This window comes from Mycobacterium vicinigordonae (assembly GCF_013466425.1).
GTDB classification, from domain to species: Bacteria; Actinomycetota; Actinomycetes; order Mycobacteriales; family Mycobacteriaceae; genus Mycobacterium; species Mycobacterium vicinigordonae.
On the sequence record NZ_CP059165.1, the window covers coordinates 3,509,386 to 3,526,298 of the forward strand.

The 16,913-nt window shown below is 62.1% G+C and carries 11 protein-coding genes and 1 pseudogene; 3 read left to right on the top strand and 9 right to left on the bottom strand.

The genetic code is table 11. The annotated features are described in order from the left end of the window. Positions 1 to 17 precede the first annotated feature (17 nt). From H0P51_RS15895 to H0P51_RS15905, 3 genes and pseudogenes are all read right to left on the bottom strand, one after another. Entirely contained in the window at positions 18 to 737 is a 720-nt protein-coding gene (locus H0P51_RS15895) for an MgtC/SapB family protein (RefSeq protein ID WP_180913769.1), read from the bottom strand. Between the two features lie 116 nt (positions 738 to 853). After that, positions 854 to 1,111: pseudogene (locus H0P51_RS15900) on the bottom strand (mannosyltransferase); the annotation flags it as partial. A 551-nt stretch (positions 1,112 to 1,662) separates the two neighbouring features. Then, positions 1,663 to 2,193, bottom strand: a complete 531-nt coding sequence (locus tag H0P51_RS15905; RefSeq protein WP_180913771.1) for an STAS domain-containing protein — start codon at positions 2,191 to 2,193, stop codon at positions 1,663 to 1,665. A gap of 355 nt (positions 2,194 to 2,548) precedes the next feature. Between H0P51_RS15905 and H0P51_RS15910 the strand changes: the two genes are divergently transcribed. Together H0P51_RS15910 and H0P51_RS15915 are read left to right on the top strand one after the other, a co-directional pair. Beyond that, a complete protein-coding gene (locus H0P51_RS15910) occupies positions 2,549 to 4,060 on the top strand; it encodes a CoA transferase (RefSeq protein WP_180913772.1) in 1,512 nt (503 codons plus the stop codon). A gap of 290 nt (positions 4,061 to 4,350) precedes the next feature. Then, complete coding sequence (locus H0P51_RS15915) at positions 4,351 to 5,436, top strand: PucR family transcriptional regulator (protein ID WP_246397999.1); 1,086 nt, start codon at positions 4,351 to 4,353, stop codon at positions 5,434 to 5,436. A 128-nt stretch (positions 5,437 to 5,564) separates the two neighbouring features. On the opposite strand, the gene H0P51_RS15920 is transcribed toward H0P51_RS15915, so the two are convergent. Beyond that, positions 5,565 to 5,780, bottom strand: a complete 216-nt coding sequence (locus H0P51_RS15920) for a hypothetical protein (RefSeq protein WP_213016698.1) — start codon at positions 5,778 to 5,780, stop codon at positions 5,565 to 5,567. 464 nt (positions 5,781 to 6,244) lie between these two features. Then, positions 6,245 to 6,712 (bottom strand): MarR family winged helix-turn-helix transcriptional regulator, encoded by a 468-nt coding sequence (locus H0P51_RS15925; RefSeq protein WP_180913774.1) that lies wholly within the window; start codon positions 6,710 to 6,712, stop codon positions 6,245 to 6,247. A 70-nt stretch (positions 6,713 to 6,782) separates the two neighbouring features. Between H0P51_RS15925 and H0P51_RS15930 the strand changes: the two genes are divergently transcribed. After that, positions 6,783 to 7,955, top strand: coding sequence for a macrolide family glycosyltransferase (locus H0P51_RS15930; RefSeq protein WP_180913775.1), 1,173 nt, complete (start codon positions 6,783 to 6,785; stop codon positions 7,953 to 7,955). Positions 7,956 to 8,425: 470 nt separating this feature from the next. Here the strand turns inward: H0P51_RS15930 and H0P51_RS15935 are convergent, their stop codons facing one another. From H0P51_RS15935 to H0P51_RS15950, 4 genes are all read right to left on the bottom strand, one after another. Continuing rightward, positions 8,426 to 9,475, bottom strand: a complete 1,050-nt coding sequence (locus H0P51_RS15935) for a peptidoglycan-binding protein (protein ID WP_246398001.1) — start codon at positions 9,473 to 9,475, stop codon at positions 8,426 to 8,428. Further along, positions 9,475 to 11,220 (bottom strand): M15 family metallopeptidase, encoded by a 1,746-nt coding sequence (locus H0P51_RS15940; RefSeq protein ID WP_180913776.1) that lies wholly within the window; start codon positions 11,218 to 11,220, stop codon positions 9,475 to 9,477. The genes H0P51_RS15935 and H0P51_RS15940 overlap by 1 nt, the downstream gene beginning before the upstream one ends. A gap of 79 nt (positions 11,221 to 11,299) precedes the next feature. Beyond that, the gene (locus tag H0P51_RS15945) at positions 11,300 to 15,073 is read right to left on the bottom strand and encodes a DUF3376 domain-containing protein (protein WP_180913777.1); all 3,774 of its coding nucleotides are present in this window, start codon (positions 15,071 to 15,073) and stop codon (positions 11,300 to 11,302) included. 426 nt (positions 15,074 to 15,499) lie between these two features. Then, positions 15,500 to 16,456, bottom strand: a complete 957-nt coding sequence (locus tag H0P51_RS15950) for a hypothetical protein (RefSeq protein ID WP_180913778.1) — start codon at positions 16,454 to 16,456, stop codon at positions 15,500 to 15,502. Positions 16,457 to 16,913 lie beyond the last annotated feature (457 nt).

A 16,913-nucleotide genomic window follows, 5' to 3' on the forward strand; every position in this document is an offset into this window, starting at 1 on the left:
GCCGCGATGATCCTGAGTCAGTCCAGGTCCTCGTCGGCCTGCAGCACGGCACATACCCCGTCAACGTCACCGAGGACCCGCGCCGCGCTGGCGATCCGATAGCCGGACAGGGTTATCGTTACCCCGGCCTGGCCGCTGTCGATGCCGTGTGGATCAGGATCGAGCTCCGTGAGCAACCACTTGCGCTGTCCGCAGACTTGCAGCAGCTGCCGCAGCACACCACGGCCGTCGTCGTAGATAACGCGCAGCTGGACGGTACCCCGCAGCCTCGCTGCCAGTTGTCGCTCAACCACCAGTAGCACCAGCGCGCTGACAAAGTGCAGCGCGACCACAGTCACCGCCAGCAATACCATCCCGGCCGCGGCGGCCATACCTATGGCCGCCGACTCCCAGACCGCTGCCGCCGTGGTCAGGCCGTGCACAGCTCCACGTCGGGTGATGATGAGACCCGCGCCCAGAAAGCCGATCCCGGAGACGATTTGGGCCGCTACACGAGAAGGGTCCAGCACCACGGTCCCGGCGGAGAGGATATCGCCGAAGCCGTACTTGCTGATGAGCACGATCAACGCCGCCGACGTGCCGACGATGGTCTGGGTACGCAGACCCGCGCTTTTGCCCTGGATGGTGCGTTCCAACCCGATTGCCGCGGTAAGCCCGAACGCCGAAAACAATTCGACGATCTGGCGCCCGCCCTGTCCACTGCCGGCGAACAACCCGGAGGCGATTAGCGTGTTCATAGGACGGTTACCGCGTTAACCCGAGGACGGGCGAGTAGTGGAATTACCACCCCTCGACGATGCGGAAGCCGCGTTAGCGCGGGAACTGGTAGACCGGCGGTGTCGCCTAGTAGGCGGTGCATCAGCAGGCAACAGAAGCCGTGCACAGCGTCGATGCGGCCCGGCAACTTCCACAGCTCGGGCATGGTGCCCGCGGTGGCGGCACCTTCGTCGAACCACAGCGATGGCGTGCGGGCGCCGGCACCACTGAGGACCGCTGCCAGCGTGGCGATGGCCCGCGAATCGAGCACTCTGCCCCGGACGCGTGTCCTCGCCTTCGATGTCGCAGGTTCGACGTCGTCAGCTACGGGGCTCTCGAGGATGGTCGCAGACATGATTATTGCCAACTCTATGTGGAGCTGCACCGAATGGCGCGGTCGAATGACCTGTGCAGCACCCCGAGAAGTGATCTGCGCGACCGACCCGCCGCGGCCTGAGCAGGAACATTCGGAGACTTGGACGTTCCCCTCGGGTGAGCAAGGCCTGGTCAAAATCGTCGCCGTACATAAGGTTGTCGACGGGAAAATTAGGCTCTGGCAAAACTATTGGGACATGGCCACGCTCATGAGCTTTGCGCCTGCTAACTACTTTGAGTGTCATGGCACCGGCGATACGTCGTGGGTTCTCGACGCTACTGAGACCTGATCTGAGCCACTAGGCCGCCGACCGGGAGCAATGGTCAGTCCCTGCGGATTGGATGTTTCAGGCGACTCCCGCGGTTCTGGGTCTTTGGCGCGGTTCAGCGGACGGGGTGAAGTCACTGCCGAACAGAGTGCAGATACAGCAGCCGCAACACCTCGCCCAGCACCTCCCACGGCGGCTGATAGCCCGTTGCGCTCTCGGATACCCACCTGCACAACGAATTTAAGATCAGCGCCCGCCGCTGCTATCCGCGCCGGTGCCCCGACTGTTTCAACGGAATAGTCGGCCACCGCTCCAACCACTGCGCCGACGAATCGGAAGCCGGGCGCGGCACCCGGGCCGCCACATCATCGCCGCTGGGCAGCGCGGCAAGCGCGTCCTCGAAACGCCAGAACACCGCAATCTCACGGTCGATCCTGCTGCGCCGCAACGCGTTTTGACCTCGAATGGAATCACACACGAGCACCAGCGAAATGTCGGACTCCTCGACAATCGTTTTGCGGGCCTCCGTAATTGCCGACCACCCCGAGGACTCAGGCACCAACAGGGCAGTGACATCAATGATTAACCCGCGAGACCCGCTCAGCGCGGCATGGGTCACCGCCTCACGTACCCGCACATACGTTGTTTCGTCCAATATCCCGAAGAACGTGAGGGCCTGACTGTCGCCTAGAGTGGCGCCGGTCGTCGTTAACCCGCTGCGGCGAACGGCCTCGGTCGCGATGACCGCAACCTCGCCAGCCCGTCGCCGCTTCAAGATGTGATGACCGGGCACCGCTGACCCCTTCCCCCGACAGAGCAAGTCCTTCCGAGGAGTAACACAGGCATTCGGGTTTCGCGCCGCCGATTCTCGAGATGTCCCGCCCGCCGTCGTCGGGTACCTGCAGGTCAATGGCTATCGATTGTTCGCTGAGATAACTGGCGGCATCCATATTCTGGATATGAACACAATCCGCTTTCTGGCCTGAGATGCAATAATCGTATGCGCGGCAGCTAGCTTCCCGCTCAGCGTCTTTGCCATTCGAGGTGTGAATGCGACTTCGTATCATACGTAACTGTGCATCTCAACATTCGGCGCCGCGCAGAAACAGTGTGCATTTCTTTGGGGGAGAGCTGAGGTTATCAAAATCATGGTTGACGAAGTGGAGTCTGGTGCGCAACTGCTTACTCAGCGGATTCTGCATTCGGTCCAAAACCCGGCCACGAGCGATGAGTTCGATATCGATGAAGAATTTGACACTGTTCTCACAGACCTAGGTCTCAGCAGAGCCGATATTGGTGGAAATATCCGGTTCGACGGCGCCGATCCGATCGTGCCGAGCGCAATCCGACTCGCGGGTGCAACATCCATCTCCCTTATGGTCAAGTCGGCCGCGATGGCGAATCTGTGGCGATCTCGGGGCGGTACTGAGCAGGATATGTCGATCGATTTGCGCGCGGCACCGCGCAGATTATGTCCTTTCTACGAAGGAAAATGGGAACTGATCAACGGGTTGCCGCCGATAGCGAATACGATCCCGAATGACGCGTTCCAACTATTCAAGTTTTACCGCACTGCGGACGGTCGCTGGGTACTACCGCTGAATCCCTACCCGAAGCTGGCAGCACGCGCCTGTGAGCTACTTCAAGCCCCAGAAGAACCCATAGCCATTGCTAAGGCGATCGCAAAGTGGGACGGACTCCCGCTGGAGGAGGCTGGCGCCGATTTCGGGGTGGTCATGCCCATGGTTCGCACCCCCGAAGAATTCCTCAAAACGCTGCAATACCGCGAAGTCTTGAGCCAACAACCGCTGATCAAAATAACCAAGATCGGCGATAGCGACCCGGTACCGTTACCCATGGCCGAGCTGCCCCTGAGTGGAATCCGTGCACTCGGGATGGGTCATGTCGTCGCCGGCTCCGGTATCGGTCGGGCCTTAGCTCTGCACGGTGCCGATGTACTCAACTTGTGGCGGTTAAACGAGGTCGAGCAGGAATTCACTTTCTTCACCACCAACGTCGGCCACCGGTCTTCCCGCATCAACCCGTACTCGCAAGCCGGATATTCAAAGATCGTGGAGCTGCTCGGCGGGGCTGACGTATTCTTCGCCAACCGCCGCCCAGGGCTCCTGGACAAACTCGGACTCTCGGCAACCGAAGTCGCGGCCGCGAAGCCGGGCATCGTGTACGCAACGGTGAATCTGCACGGCGGCGCAGGCCCCTGGGCAGATCGCGTCGGGTTCGACCAAGTCGCTGGCTCAGTGTCAGGAATCATGTCGCTCGAGGGTGGCGGGCCGAACGAAAAGCCCGCGGTGCCGCCAGTTCCCGTCGTAAATGACAACATCGTGGGCTGGTTCATCGCAGCCGGGGTCGCCGAAGCGCTCCGGCGACGCGCGGTCGAGGGTGGCAGTTGGCGAGTCGATTGCTCCCTAACCCGTACAGCCTTGTGGATCCTCAGCCTGGGGGTTTTCGACCTCGACTACGCCATCGAGACCGCCGGCAAGGGTCCCGACCATGCCTACATGGAGCCGGAACTCTTCACCGCACACACCCCACTCGGCCATTACCAAGGAGTGACCGACCAGGTGCACATGTCGAAGACCCCGGGCCGCTACGACCCCGTTCTGGTTCCACTGGGTTCGTGCTACCCGGAATGGCGCTGATCTCACCGGCTCGGCACTCTTAACTAATCGACTCTCTTGGCGCGAGAATCGCAGGCCGTTTTTGAAATGGCCCGTTACTTCACGAGCCAAGAAAAACTGGAAACCCCTTGGGCGTCCAAGCATCCGCGGTGGTCCAGTAATCTACCAAGGTGACGCAATCGCCCACCGATGATGCGGCTGAACACTTGAAAGAGATTGGCCGCTCACTCTTGAGTCGAGTGGACGAATTTTGCGTTGAGCAGTGTCGGCTGATCCGTGAACACAACACGGCCTGCCAGAGTTACAGTCGTGTGCCTCACGCAGATCTGGTCGGGGCGGTCAAAAAACAGGACACCTTCATTCTTGAGTCCCTGGGCACAGGGCACCCGGACACCAGGCCGGCATCACTTGTTGGCCGTCGGCGAGCCGAGCAGGGTGTTCCGCTTCCGGACGTGATGTCGGCCTACCGGGTCGGGCTTGAATACCTTTGGGAGAAGACAGCCGAAGCCGTGGCCGAGGCCCAGCTGTCCCTGGCCGAGCTGCAGCTCGCGGGCTCCGAGATCTGGCGAAGCCAAGCCGAATACACCGAGGCAATGAGCGAGGCGTACCGCGAGGCCGCTACCGAGCAGCTACTGCGTCAACGTGAAGAACGGTCGGCGCTAGTTACCGGATTACTCGAAGGACGTCTTCCCGGCGATGTCACCGCGTGGGATGCAGTGCGGCTGCTCGGATTACCTGAATCGGGATTCTTTACCGTGGCGGCGATTAAGTCCGCAACACTAGATAGCCGCCCGCTGCGTGCCATCGAACAGGTACTCTCCGCCGACGGTTTCGCTTCCGCGTGGCGGCTCGACCCCGATATGCAAATCGGAATCATCGCTTTGTCGGCCCCAACGGACGCCGAACAATTGGCACGCAGCTTAGAAAAACATTCCCTCGGCCGAATTGGCGTCAGCCCCATCTACGACGGCCATCCGCCCCCGGGGGCCGCGCTGAACTACGCCAAAGCTGCGTTGCGAGCAGCCACCGCAGACGAGCCCCTCATCGTGTTCGACGCCCATCCGTACGCCGTCGCGGCCATCACGGACCCGCAAACCATGACGCTCTACCGCGACCTCGTACTCGCCGGTCTAAATGCCATCGACAATTCCGACAGACGAATACTCGTGAGCACCTTCCGTGCTTGGGTTGACAGCGGCGGTTCAGTCTCCCAGACAGCAACACGTATGCACTGCCACCCCAACACGGTGCGCTACCGACTAGGCCGGCTCAAAGACCACACGGGATACGACGTCAGCGTGCCGCGCGATCTCGCACAGCTACACCTCGCGATCGAAGCCGACCATCGGCTGGGACCAGCTGCTGGCGCAGCACAGGCAGTCCAGACCCCTCGATAGGTGTTGACTGCGGTGTGCTCTGCCGGTCAGCGTTGGTATGTGCCGGTGAGTTTGCCGCGTGCAATGACGTGTTCTTGCATCGAGGCGGCTGTGGTTTTAACGGTGGCTGTGGTGTCGAGTCCGCTGGGCTAGTTGAGCACGAACAGCTGGAAGAGGTAGCGGTGCGGGCCGTGGCCTGGCGGCTTGGTCGTCAATCCTGACGCCGGTTGTCCGTGAATTCTGACGTCGCTGTGATCGCCTGCCGCCCCGCCGAGGACTCCGAAGGTGTGCACGTGGCGTTCGAAGAAGGCTTCTTGCCCGCCGGTCGCCGATGCTCGGTGAACAGCCTTGCCGGAGTAAGACATTCGCAGCGAGCACAGGTGGCAGGTGACGAGTTGGCCCGCGTAGCCGCACACCGATTTCGCCGAAATCCACTTCGGCTTCCCGGCCGGGCAGGTGCGTCTGCGGGACGAACACCCCGGGCGCGCCGCGACCGCATTCGATGCTGATCTCTAGCCGTGTGGCCACGTCGGCCCGCACCACCGGGTAGGACACATCGTCCATACCGTGCTCGGTGCCTAGCTGGTCGAAAATTCTTGTGACGGTGTGGCGTTGCTTGCGTGGCGCGTCGAGGTCGGCGCGCAGGATGTCGTCGATGACGGGTTTGAAGGCATCGAGTTTCGACGCCCTGGCCGGGTAGGCAACACGCTGGGGCGGCGATGCCGAGGCTATCGCTGCTTGCACCGTGCGCCATCCGACGCTGTGTTTGCGCTGAATCTCGCGACCGGATACGCCAGCGCGGGCGTCGCGGCGGATCGCCGCGTACAACTCAACTCGGGCGTTCCGAGGCATCAGCGCCGGTGAAATTGGCCATCGCGGTGATCACCCGGGTCAGGTAGGTGCTGACCTCCTGCTGGGCAGACTCGTCGAGGCTGTCGGAGATCGTGGTGAGCGCCTCCACGAGCGGGCCGATCGCGGCCTGCGACCGGGCGTCGGTGGCGTCGGTGACTTCCAGGATGACTCTGCGGCGATCCGAGGGGTCGCGGCATCGGCGGACGTAACCAGCGCGTTCGAGCCGATCCGCCAGAACGGTGGCCGACGCTGAGGACATTCTCATCCGCCGGCCCAGCTCGGCCGGCCCTGCCGGCGGCAGCCCTACCAGGTGATGTAATGCCGCTAAATCGTTGAGCGGCAATGTAAGTTCTCGGGCCATCAGCGCGTTGATGGGGCCTGCGAGCCGGACAATCTGGCCGACCAGGCCCGCCAAGTCGGTCCGGGTGGCGCTCACACCGGTCATCGCATCATCCTTAGCCATGTAATGTAACTAGACATGTCTAGGTAAACCTACCGGAAATGGCTGCCCCTCGATGCATGTTCTGTTCACCACGCCGCCAGCATCCGGGCATGTGTATCCGACGCTGCCGCTGGTCGAGGAACTCGTCGACCGCGGACACCGCGTCACCTACATCAGCGGGCCATCGCTGGCCACCGAACTCCGACTGGCCGGAGCAGCGGTCGTCGACCTGGGCTGGGAACCCGACACCAGCGCACTGGCCACCACAGGGTTCACTGCCGAGACACTCAGTGCCGACCTGCGCGCGTTCCTGGCCGCGGCCCGCGCCCTCACCCCGCACCTGCTCGACATGCTCGCCGCCGCTCCACCTGACGTCGTGTGCGCCGACAGCGTTCCCCTCGGGACACTGCTCGCCGGCATCTTCGAGGCACCGATGGTCTCGCTGGTCCCGACGTTGGCCACCAACACCGCGTTCACCCCGGCCGAGCTGATCGACGGATTCACCCCAGGCCATCCGGGCATGGCGCGCTACTTCGGCGAACTCACCGACTGGTTCACCTCCTACGGCCAGCCCGTTCCCAGTGGGCGCCACATCGACAGTGCGCCAAAGACGCCATCGTTGGTGTTCGTGCCGCGCATGTTTCAGATCGCCGGCGACACGTTCGATGACAGCTTTCACTTCATCGGCCCGTCGGTGCCGCAGCGCGCCCGCCAAACACCACCCTGGCAACCCCCGCCCAGCGGCGCACCTGTGCTGCTGGTGTCTCTGGGCACCGCGTTCAACAACCAACCCGACTTCTTCGCTTCGTGCGTAGATGTGTTCGCCGACAGCGCTTTTCACGTCGTGATGGCCCTCGGAAACCACATCGATCCCGCCCGCATCGGCACCCTGGCACCCAATATCGAAATTCACCGCCAGGTATCGCAGCTCGCGGTGCTGCGCCACGCGGCGGCGTTCATCACCCACGCGGGGATGGGCTCGGTCATGGAAGCGCTCTATCACCAGGTGCCTACCATCGCCGTTCCTCAAGTTCGCGAACAATCCGTCAACGCCGGCCGAATCCACCAACTGGGCCTCGGAGCGCAGATCGCCTCGCCAACCCCCGATCACCTCTGGGACGTGACCGAATGCATCGCCGCCAACCCTGAAATACGCGCCAACCTCGCCGCCATGAAAAACGCCATCGACCAAGCCGGCGGCGCGGTCACCGGCGCCGATATCATCGGGACCGCCGCGACTCGGTAAGTCCACACCCCGAGGCGGGACATCGAGCACCCGGCCGACCCGAGCGCGCCCGCCCCGGTCACCAACGGCGATGACACGTCACTCCCGGGCCTGACGCCAACATTCACGAATAATCAATCACGCACATTTCGCACCGGCGCCAACATTCACGAACAAACGACGTCGAGATTGGTGCTCATAACCAGCCTGGGATGGGCCGCGGGCCGGCGTAGCCCTGTCGCTTGAAAGAACCATGTCCGGTGCACAGCTCTGCGCTGTTGCTGGCGGGGTGTAGGGCGCGCTCTGGCGGCGTCTGGGCGGCAGGTGCCATGGCGGTGGTATGACCGGCACCCGAGAACCGCGTCAGGCCAGCTGGCAGATAAACACGCGCACGCGCACACTCCGGAGCTGGACTGGCCCTTCCTTCGATCATCATCGGTGTGCGACCGCGCGGCAGATGATGCGAAAGCGATCGCGTCGGTGTCTATCGCTTAGACGATGGGGACAGCGTCCTGGCCGGTCAACCGGCGCCGCATGAAATCGAGTCCGCCATCAACGATGAATGGGGCGTAGTGGGGGTTGGGATTAGAGATCAAGAAGACGAACCCGCTGTAAATCGAGGTGACGATCGGTTCGAGTTCTGCACCCGGCTTCTGCAGGGCGGCCGTCAGTTTGGCAAGAATGGAATACGGGCCGAGGAAAAAGTTGCCCATTACCGCGGTGTAGACGGCCGTCTTGATCTGGCCTTCTTCGTCGTCGGAGTTCTCGGCGAAAATGTCGCCATGCCGGCACACTTCTTTCCAAAACGTCGGCGTATTTGTCAGGCGCTGGTCAGAAAGCCCCTGAGTGTTCTTGTCGGGGCCACCGGGAACGGCCCATTCTGCGACCTGATTCTTCTCGCGCCACGGATTGGCGTAGGCGAGAACACCTTTGAGGTCCGCGGCGCGCCAGTCAAGGGGTTGTCCGGGCTGGAGATACTGCGACCAGAACATGCTCCCGATTATGGCGCCTTGTGAATAGATCCCTAGGCCCCATGGTGTCCCGGCGGGGAAGGGCACCCCGTTGTCCATGGTGGTCGAGCCGACGAGCCGTGCGAGTTCTTCGACGCCGCTGGCGTTGTCGAAGGGAATCGCGCCGTTGTTGTATCCGATGGGCTGGTGGTGGCAGTGACCTTCTGCTTCCAGGCGCGTCGCGGTGTCGGCGACTGGGCCGGCGAACATGTTGGACATATGGCCTTCGACGGTGAAGAAAACCGGTTGAACTCCTGTCGGGCGCCGTCGAAAGCCCATGGCATATTCGGTTGGCAGATCTAGGACACCGACGACGAACTGCCCTGGTGTCAGTGCGCCGTCGGCGACGAGGCGTTTTTGCATTTCGGTGACGGTGTCTTGCATCTGCTGATCGAAGATGTTGGTGTCGCGCAGACTGCCCGCATAGGAGCGAAAAGCAGCGCGCATGTATTTCTTTGCTTGTTGGACGGTCAGGTCGTGGGCACTGTGATCGCCCAAACCCCAGCCCACCCAAACGCCGTTGATCTGCATTATTTCACCGGTTCTTCGGCCGGCGCGTTGGCCGTTGTCGGTGACGTTGTCGCCGGGCTCTTCGTCGGTGGTTGCTTCTTGGCCGCCGGCTTCTTGGCTGGTGACTTCTTCGGTGGTGACTTCTTCGCTGGTGACTTCTTCGCTGGCACTGCGCCGGCTCTGTTGTCCGCCGGTCCCGCCTCCCGAGTGCGAATCCCCAGTGTGGGAGCGATGAGTGCGGGCGCTTGCTGGGCAGACGGCACGGCCGCTGGGCCGAACGCGAACAGCGCGTCCAACTTTTGCTTGAAGGCCACCAGGCCCTGGCAGTATTCTTCGCCGAATTGCTGCAGCCAGGCATTGGTGTCGACGTAGGAGCCGTCGGGGAAGTGGCCTTTGGCGACCGCTTCGACCTGAGACATCGCAAGTGGGTGGCCGACGAGATAGCTGATCGTCAGCATGAGGTTCCAGGCGTTGCCATCGATGTTGTAGATGAAGCCCAGTTCGGTCTCGACGGCTTTGCCGTCGGTAGCCAGAAAAGATCGAGATGGGCCCCGCTTCATGACCTCGTTGTACATCGCCCGTTGTTCCTCCGCGGTCAAAGCGCCGACCGGAGCCGCGGGCGCCGCCGCGCTGTCGTCGGATTTTGTCGCTCCGGCGTTGATGAGGGCCAGCAGGTCATCGCCCACCGCTTTGGCTTGGTTCCAGTACGCTGTGCGCACATCGAGGCCGTTGTAGCCACCGTTGATGGTGTAGGTGACGGCGCGGATGTCTCCCTTGTCGCAGTCATCGTTGATGAGGTTGTGCCCGCCGTGGCGAGCGACCCAGTACCAGGCGGCGCCGACTCCGGCCCATTTGATGTCGGCGAGGGACGTGGGATCGTTGACGAATTGGTTCGGATCCGCGATGAGGCCTTGGCGGAAAGCCCAAGCTCCGAATGCGGCGTAGTTCGACTGCCAGGTGATTTGAATCCAGGATCGGCCTTTGTAGGCATCACCGGTGGGTCCGGCACCGTACTCTTCGGTCGTGTTGTAGTTGTCGGACTCTTCCCGGGTTTGCGCGATGAACATGGCGATTCGATTGACGTTGACACACTGCGCCAAGGTCAGGCCCTCTACCAGGGTGGGGAAGATCTCGGCGCATTTGTCGGTGCTCAACCCGGTCGCTTTGACGAGCACGTCCACCTGCGCCGGCTGCTGGCTCGCCTTGAATTCCTTGAATTTCGAGAATCCGGTGGTTGTATCGATGAAGGTAGCGATGAATTCTTGGCAAATATCTTGGTTCTCGAAAGTGTGGTAACCCATCTGGAAATGCATCGAGTCATGGGGGGAGTCCCAGTCGTTGCCCCACCACACCATTTGAATGCCTTTGTATGTGTAGTAATCGAGGAGCTCCCGCACACGCAACTCTTCGGGCTGCCAATTAGTGATTTCCGAGCCTTGCCAGCCAGCGGCCAGTTCCGGCACTTTCGGACCCATGGGGTGGTCGTTCCAGTTGTAGTCGAAGGCGGTGGCGCCGAGGTGGTTACTCGTGCCGACACTATTGCCGTCGGTCCAGCTCGCCTCGTCGTTGTAGGCGGAATCGTTGTTCGCCGATTCCACGTACCAATTCAGGTCAGCCATGAATGCGGGAAGAATTGCCGCGGGAGCACCTTTCTGGAACTGCAGCGTCAGGGTCGTGCCCGGAATGGTGACGCGTGAACATTCTGATAGTGGAATGGAGACGAACGGCGCGGCGTTCGTGTCGGGGGGCCAACCGTTCTCAGTCATGCCACCGGCTTCCTTTCGTTTCGAGGTCAAGCATCGGATGGGTCGCGGAAACGGCACTCGGATCTGGCCAGTGGCCCGATCAGGCGCTCCGAGCCTGCTCGCGGTGACCGCGTGGCCTGCGGGGTGCGCCGGGATCGCCGTAATTGTCGAGCCGAACGGGGATTGCGGCGATCACTGCGCCCAGTAACACCATCCAGGTGAGCGTGGGCAGGAGGTCCAGGATTGGTCGGCCTGCCGTGGTGCGCCACCAGACGTCGAAAACACTTTGCAGCAGTACCGCGCCCGTCGATATGCCGACGGCGCAGCTCGCGATCCCCCATGGATGCGCCCAGCCCGACAGTGAGAGCACGGTGAGGATCGCTACGGCAAGACCGGCGATCGCCGCGGAAGCGGTCCAGGCGTGAAACCACGGACCGGAACCGCCGAGCATCCAGGTGGCCTGCGGGCGCAACCATGCCGACCACGGCTGCGGGTGGGAGCTGGGCGTCGCGAACGCCGACAGGATCGTGGCGCCCAACAGCGCGACCGCCACAGCCCCCAAGGCGGTGCGGCGTGACCGGACGGTGCGGGGTATCGCCACTTGCGTCCTCGGGACGACGACGTCGACGGAGCGCTTGTTCAACCAATGTGCGGCAGTAAGGATCATCACGGCCGCGGCGGCGAACGCCTCGAAGGGGACCGTCGGATAATCCGGCTGGACGGCGCGGCCCGAGTGCCACCGTGTGATTACTTGGTAGATGTGCGCCCCGCCGATCGCGGTCACAGCCACACCCAAGACTGCCGATGCGGCCCGATACCACCAGCGATCGGCGCTATCGAGTAGTTTGCGCCACTGAACGCGTCGATCATTGGACGTGTCGATCGTCTCTTTCAGAGTGCGCCAGTTCATTTCGAGTCGCACTGCCCGCAGCGTGATAACCGAACCGATCGTGATGAAGAGAAGTCCGTAGACGATGTGAAGCGGGCGGGGACTGTCGGACACACCGAGCAGCGCCGCGGATAACAGCACCGTCGCCAGCGCGAGCAACGCGCGTAGCGGATCGGCAACCAACGGCACAGGCACCGCCGCGGGCCGCAGCAACAGCAGCTGACCCAGCCATGCTGCCGATGTAGTGGGCCATCCCGAGGACCCAGCCGGCAATACCGCTCGGTAGAGCAGGGGCACGACACGTGACGCCAGCGCGAACCGGTATTGCGGACAGACCGCACCCAGTGTTTGTCCACCAACGGTCTCCGTCAGTGCGGCGTCGTTGGCCGCTCCGTGTCCAGTCAGTGTGGCGTCGGCGGCAATCGAATCCTGGAGGTATTTGATGTCGACTCGGCGTTGCTCTTCTTGCTCGTCTAGCCGTGCGCGGAACTGCGCTTCAGTCTCGTGAGGCCGCTGAGTCGGTGGCGGCCGGGTGTCGCCCAGGATCCGAGTGATGGCGGCAGCGGCATCAAGTCGGCCCCACTGCCAGTCGTTGCGGCGCCAGTCAGTGAGGAGAAAGCCGCCGAATCGACTCAACACATTGCCCGCTAGTTTGGCGTCAGCGGTGACCAAATTGTCGGGCGGCGCGTCGATCAGGCGGTGGATCGGTTGTCCACGGGTGCCTTTTCTGATCCAGGTCCGCAGCTGCACGGCACGAGCGGCGTCTGCCAGCACCGTCGTGTCGACCGCGGGTGTCTCATCACTGGTGATCCGATCGAAATTGATGATCGATGCGGTATCGGGAACTCCGGTCAGTGCGAACAACATGGCGAGCTGGGCGACGCTGGCCAATTCCGGGCAGGTATAGAACAGCGCGTACACCGATTCCGTCCAATACCGCAGCGCCGGGGTCAGCGGTTGAGGCAACCGACAGACCTCATCGGAAATGACTTTCGAGGCACCGACGATTTCGTCGCGGGCGGACTTGAACGCCTCGGGTGCGACGTCACGAATTCGCCGCCCCGCCCCAGGTGGGAAGGGGCGAGCCTCCGATAGCGCCTGATAGAACAAGCTCTCGTCCTCGGTCGCGCCTCGTGCGCACAGCAGCCTTTCGAGTGCATCGCTAAGCGCCAGTTGGCGTTGGGTCTCCCAGCTCTCTTCCAGCCGCTGGCGTAGTGGGTATTTCGAGTGGTTAAGCGTGCGGGTGCGCAGCGGTTGTGCCAGAACCTCATCGATCGCGTGATGCTTAGCTTCGGCAAGTACTGTCAGCCATCGATAGAGCGTGAGCTTCCAGCCGCGCAGCGTTGCCGCGCACTCCGTCCGATCCGGGAGCAATGTGGCAAGCGCGTCGGTTTCGCCGGCGGCCAGCGCCTGTAGGAGATCTTCCAGGGCACGCACCCAGGCCAGTAGCACGCGGACCTGGTCGGCCAATGCGATCAGATCGTGGGGAATCAGCTCGTGGACTCCGGGCGCATTGTAGGCAGCGCTCACCTGGTTCTTGATCGTGAGCGCCTGTGCGGGATCTAGGGCGGTGTAGTCACCGCCGGCGTGTGGAGGTTGGCACAACTCGGCCCACGGGTTGGTGAGCAGCTGCGAGATCCATTCGGTGTCCGTCGTGATCCGGCACTGGGTATACGTTTGCGGGTCGATGAGCTCGGACAGAATTTCGGGACTGCGGCGCACCTGGTCGGCCAGCGCCTCCACCCTCCCGCGGATGGCCAGCACCGAATTGTTGTGCTCGAGAATCAGATTCAATTCGTCGTCGGAGGTTTCTGATCGCTGCTTGAGGCGCAGGCAGCGTTGGATGACGCGGACCCAGTTCAGGGCGGTGTCGTAATGCGCGGCATCGGTGCCGGCGTTCGGCGGTGTTGGCGGTTCAGGATCCAGGTAGAGCAAATACCGTTCCGAGGGATGGGCGGCGGGTGCCTGGGCGATGGCGCGAATGGCGCGGTCGATCGGAATGTTGTCGAAGATGCCGCCGTCGACAACGTAGAACGGTTCACTGACCGGTTCATCACTGACCGGATCGTCGTGAGCGAAGGGGAACCATCTCGCGTAGGGGAAAGCCGTCGACATGTTGACCCCGAGTCCGGCCATCGGTGACTCGGGCCGCTGCTCAACGCTGCTGCCGCGCTTGATGTCTCCGTGGCTGGCGGGTTCAAAGTATGGCGGCAACGCCGGCGGGTCCTCAAGCTCGGGGTGGCTGGGTCTGATCGTGGTCGAAAAGATGCTGGCGGGCTCGAATGCGCCGGGGAATGAAGACGTCGCCCGAGCGGCCAGCGCCAGCCGGTCGAGCGCCGCGAGAATCTCGGCGTCGTCGTGGTCGGTGGTGGATGGGATGCCCCGGTAGCCTGATATGAGCGTTCCTTGGGTGGCCATGAAGGAGAATCGCGCCCGGTTGGCGCGATCGGTCTTCGTCACATCGGCAAGCAGCGTGGCCGCCAACTCCACGCTGAGCCGCTTCGCGACAGTGCTCGCGCCGCCGCTGGCGAGTATGGCGTCCAGTGCTTGCCGCAGCACAGGAAAGAACTGTTCATCGCCGCGCAGTAACGACGGCGCGCGTCCAAAACCGGGTTTGCGCAGCAGTTCCCACATTCCGCCGTCACGGACCCAAGTGTCGTGCGCGACCGTATCGAGGACTGACCCGCAGGTCTGCGCCAGGCCGTACAACACCGCATTGAGCCCGCCCGCACTAGCGCCTGCCAGGATGTCAATTTCGACGGTGTTGTACTTCCTGGTGCGCGTCAGCAATTCCCGGTATTTGTCCGCCCGGATACCAGTGGCCGGCGAATCGGTCAAACACGCGCGACGGAAAAGGTCGATCTCAGTGACCGCGCCGCCGATCCACACCGCCAAGCTCACTCCGCCACGCATGGCCAGCGCGAGCCGCAGCGTACGCTGCGGGACCGCCTGGACCGCGGGTGCTTGAGCTGTCGATTCCGCCATCGCTGCTCCTTTGCCTCACGGATGCCACGCACTTGCACCCGCGCACCCCTCGGGAATAACCAGAAGCTCTCCGCGCAGGCCATGTCCTGTCAGCGAGGCCACACAGTGACCGCGGAACTCGTGGGACTCGCTATCGGCGACTCTCGTGCCCAGGACTTCCCGGGTTGGGTACTCGTCATCGGACAGCTGAACGGTTCTTAAGCCCCCGCCGGCAACGTGTTTGGTGGTGGCAAGAGTCGAGCGCGGCCACTCGTTGTTCGTCTCCGCGCCCGGTACACAGATCGCGAAACTCTTCGGCATGGCCAGCCCCCGTAGGTCTGATCGCCATCAATGATGGTGATCGTATGTCTTTGCTATGAGTAAATCCGGGTTTTACGGATTCTGCTGCGGGGCCGTCAGCAAACGCGGTTCAGCGGCCGCAGACCATCAGGGGCGCGGTATGCCGAGGAGCCGAAAGTACGTGGCAACGTCCACCACCGATACCTGTGCCGTCGCGGCGTGATCCAGGTCCGACTTCGCGGCCTTCGATCGGGGAGGAACGACGATCAGGCGAAGTCCTGGCCCCGAGGCACGCGCGTTGTCCTGCAGCCGCTTGCGCGCCTTCTCGAGGAGAGGGGAGTCCTTCTCCAGGCTGAAAACCGGGATGACGTGATGGGTTAGGGATTGGATTTTGTCGGTGACCATGAGGTCCCGCCGGCCTCGCGGCGTGTCTGTCACGCGCGCAACTGTCCACCCGCTCTTTCTAGTCTCAGCGGTAATAAAGCCCTCAAAAACTTCGGCGCGAAGCGTGTCGACAAATTTGTTGCCACCCTGAAGGAGAATATATGTTTCTGCGGCAGTAGCCCTTTCGAAGTCATACTCACGCAAACCCATTATCTCATAAGCAAGTTTTGCTTGATCGCGACTTAGGTATCCGTCCGTTGCGAGGCTCCCGATGGTAAGAAAGGTCGGGACCGTATAATTCGGATCGGCGCAGAGAACGTGTTTAGCGAGGTAGGTAAGTTTTGCTTCGAGGCGGATTTTCAAGTCGACTAATGTCTGAGAATATTCTTGATCCCCCTCATGCACTCTCGCCACATCTTCGTCACCTTTGACGTCTGTCTGCGCGATAAACTGCTTAAGTTCAACATGCAAACCTGCGACTTTGAGCACGCTGACCTTATTCAAGGCGTTAACGAAGGCATCGTCTGGCACCGCAGAGGCAACAGCGAATGCCAAGGCAGCCAGCAATGCGAGTGAGACAGTTGTTGCTCTGTTCGCATCCAGCTTTGCGATGGCCACAAGTACCGCCACCGTGGCAGCCGCCGCCGCTCCGACGGACGCGCCGATTCGCATAATCGCAATGGCGGAAAATCTGCGCCGCATTTTAGGTTGTCGGTTCATGTATGTGCCCAATGCTTAGCAGAACGCTATGAGGTACACCGAGTTCTCCGCTGCGGTCGGGCGAAAAGCTAGTCAATATCTGCCCCCATATACGACTGCTTTCATGACACAAGTTGTTGTTTGGTCTGAACCTAGCCGTCTACCCGCAGTGAGTCCACCGGATCAGGCGAACGCATTGGCGTGTCGAGCGCCGTGGAGCGGCGGATGCGCCGGGAATCGCACACCTGGTGCGCAAGACCCGGCCGGGGAACGGACGAGGAGCAGTCCGGCAGCGCGCGCCTAGGTCGGACCCCAACTTCAAACCATGTTCCGAACAGTGACGTGATGATCGACAAGCTCGTCAAAGCCGTTGGCGTCAAGGGATGTTTGGATCAATCGATCTGACGTGGCGGGGATAGGGTCGCTCAAGACGTCCTTGATTCATCAGATGAAAACGGCGTACTTTAGTTGACATAAT

Bases quoted from the DNA above. Each gene is read 5' to 3' on its own strand.
- H0P51_RS15935 (WP_246398001.1), bottom strand. From the start codon at position 9,475: ATGCAGATCAACGGCGTTTGGGTGGGCTGGGGTTTGGGCGATCACAGT.
- H0P51_RS15920 (WP_213016698.1), bottom strand. From the start codon at position 5,780: ATGTCTTACTCCGGCAAGGCTGTTCACCGAGCATCGGCGACCGGCGGG.
- H0P51_RS15925 (WP_180913774.1), bottom strand. From the start codon at position 6,712: ATGACCGGTGTGAGCGCCACCCGGACCGACTTGGCGGGCCTGGTCGGC.
- H0P51_RS15940 (WP_180913776.1), bottom strand. From the start codon at position 11,220: ATGACTGAGAACGGTTGGCCCCCCGACACGAACGCCGCGCCGTTCGTC.
- H0P51_RS15930 (WP_180913775.1), top strand. From the start codon at position 6,783: ATGCATGTTCTGTTCACCACGCCGCCAGCATCCGGGCATGTGTATCCG.
- H0P51_RS15910 (WP_180913772.1), top strand. From the start codon at position 2,549: ATGGTTGACGAAGTGGAGTCTGGTGCGCAACTGCTTACTCAGCGGATT.
- H0P51_RS15895 (WP_180913769.1), bottom strand. From the start codon at position 737: ATGAACACGCTAATCGCCTCCGGGTTGTTCGCCGGCAGTGGACAGGGC.
- H0P51_RS15950 (WP_180913778.1), bottom strand. From the start codon at position 16,456: ATGAACCGACAACCTAAAATGCGGCGCAGATTTTCCGCCATTGCGATT.
- H0P51_RS15945 (WP_180913777.1), bottom strand. From the start codon at position 15,073: ATGGCGGAATCGACAGCTCAAGCACCCGCGGTCCAGGCGGTCCCGCAG.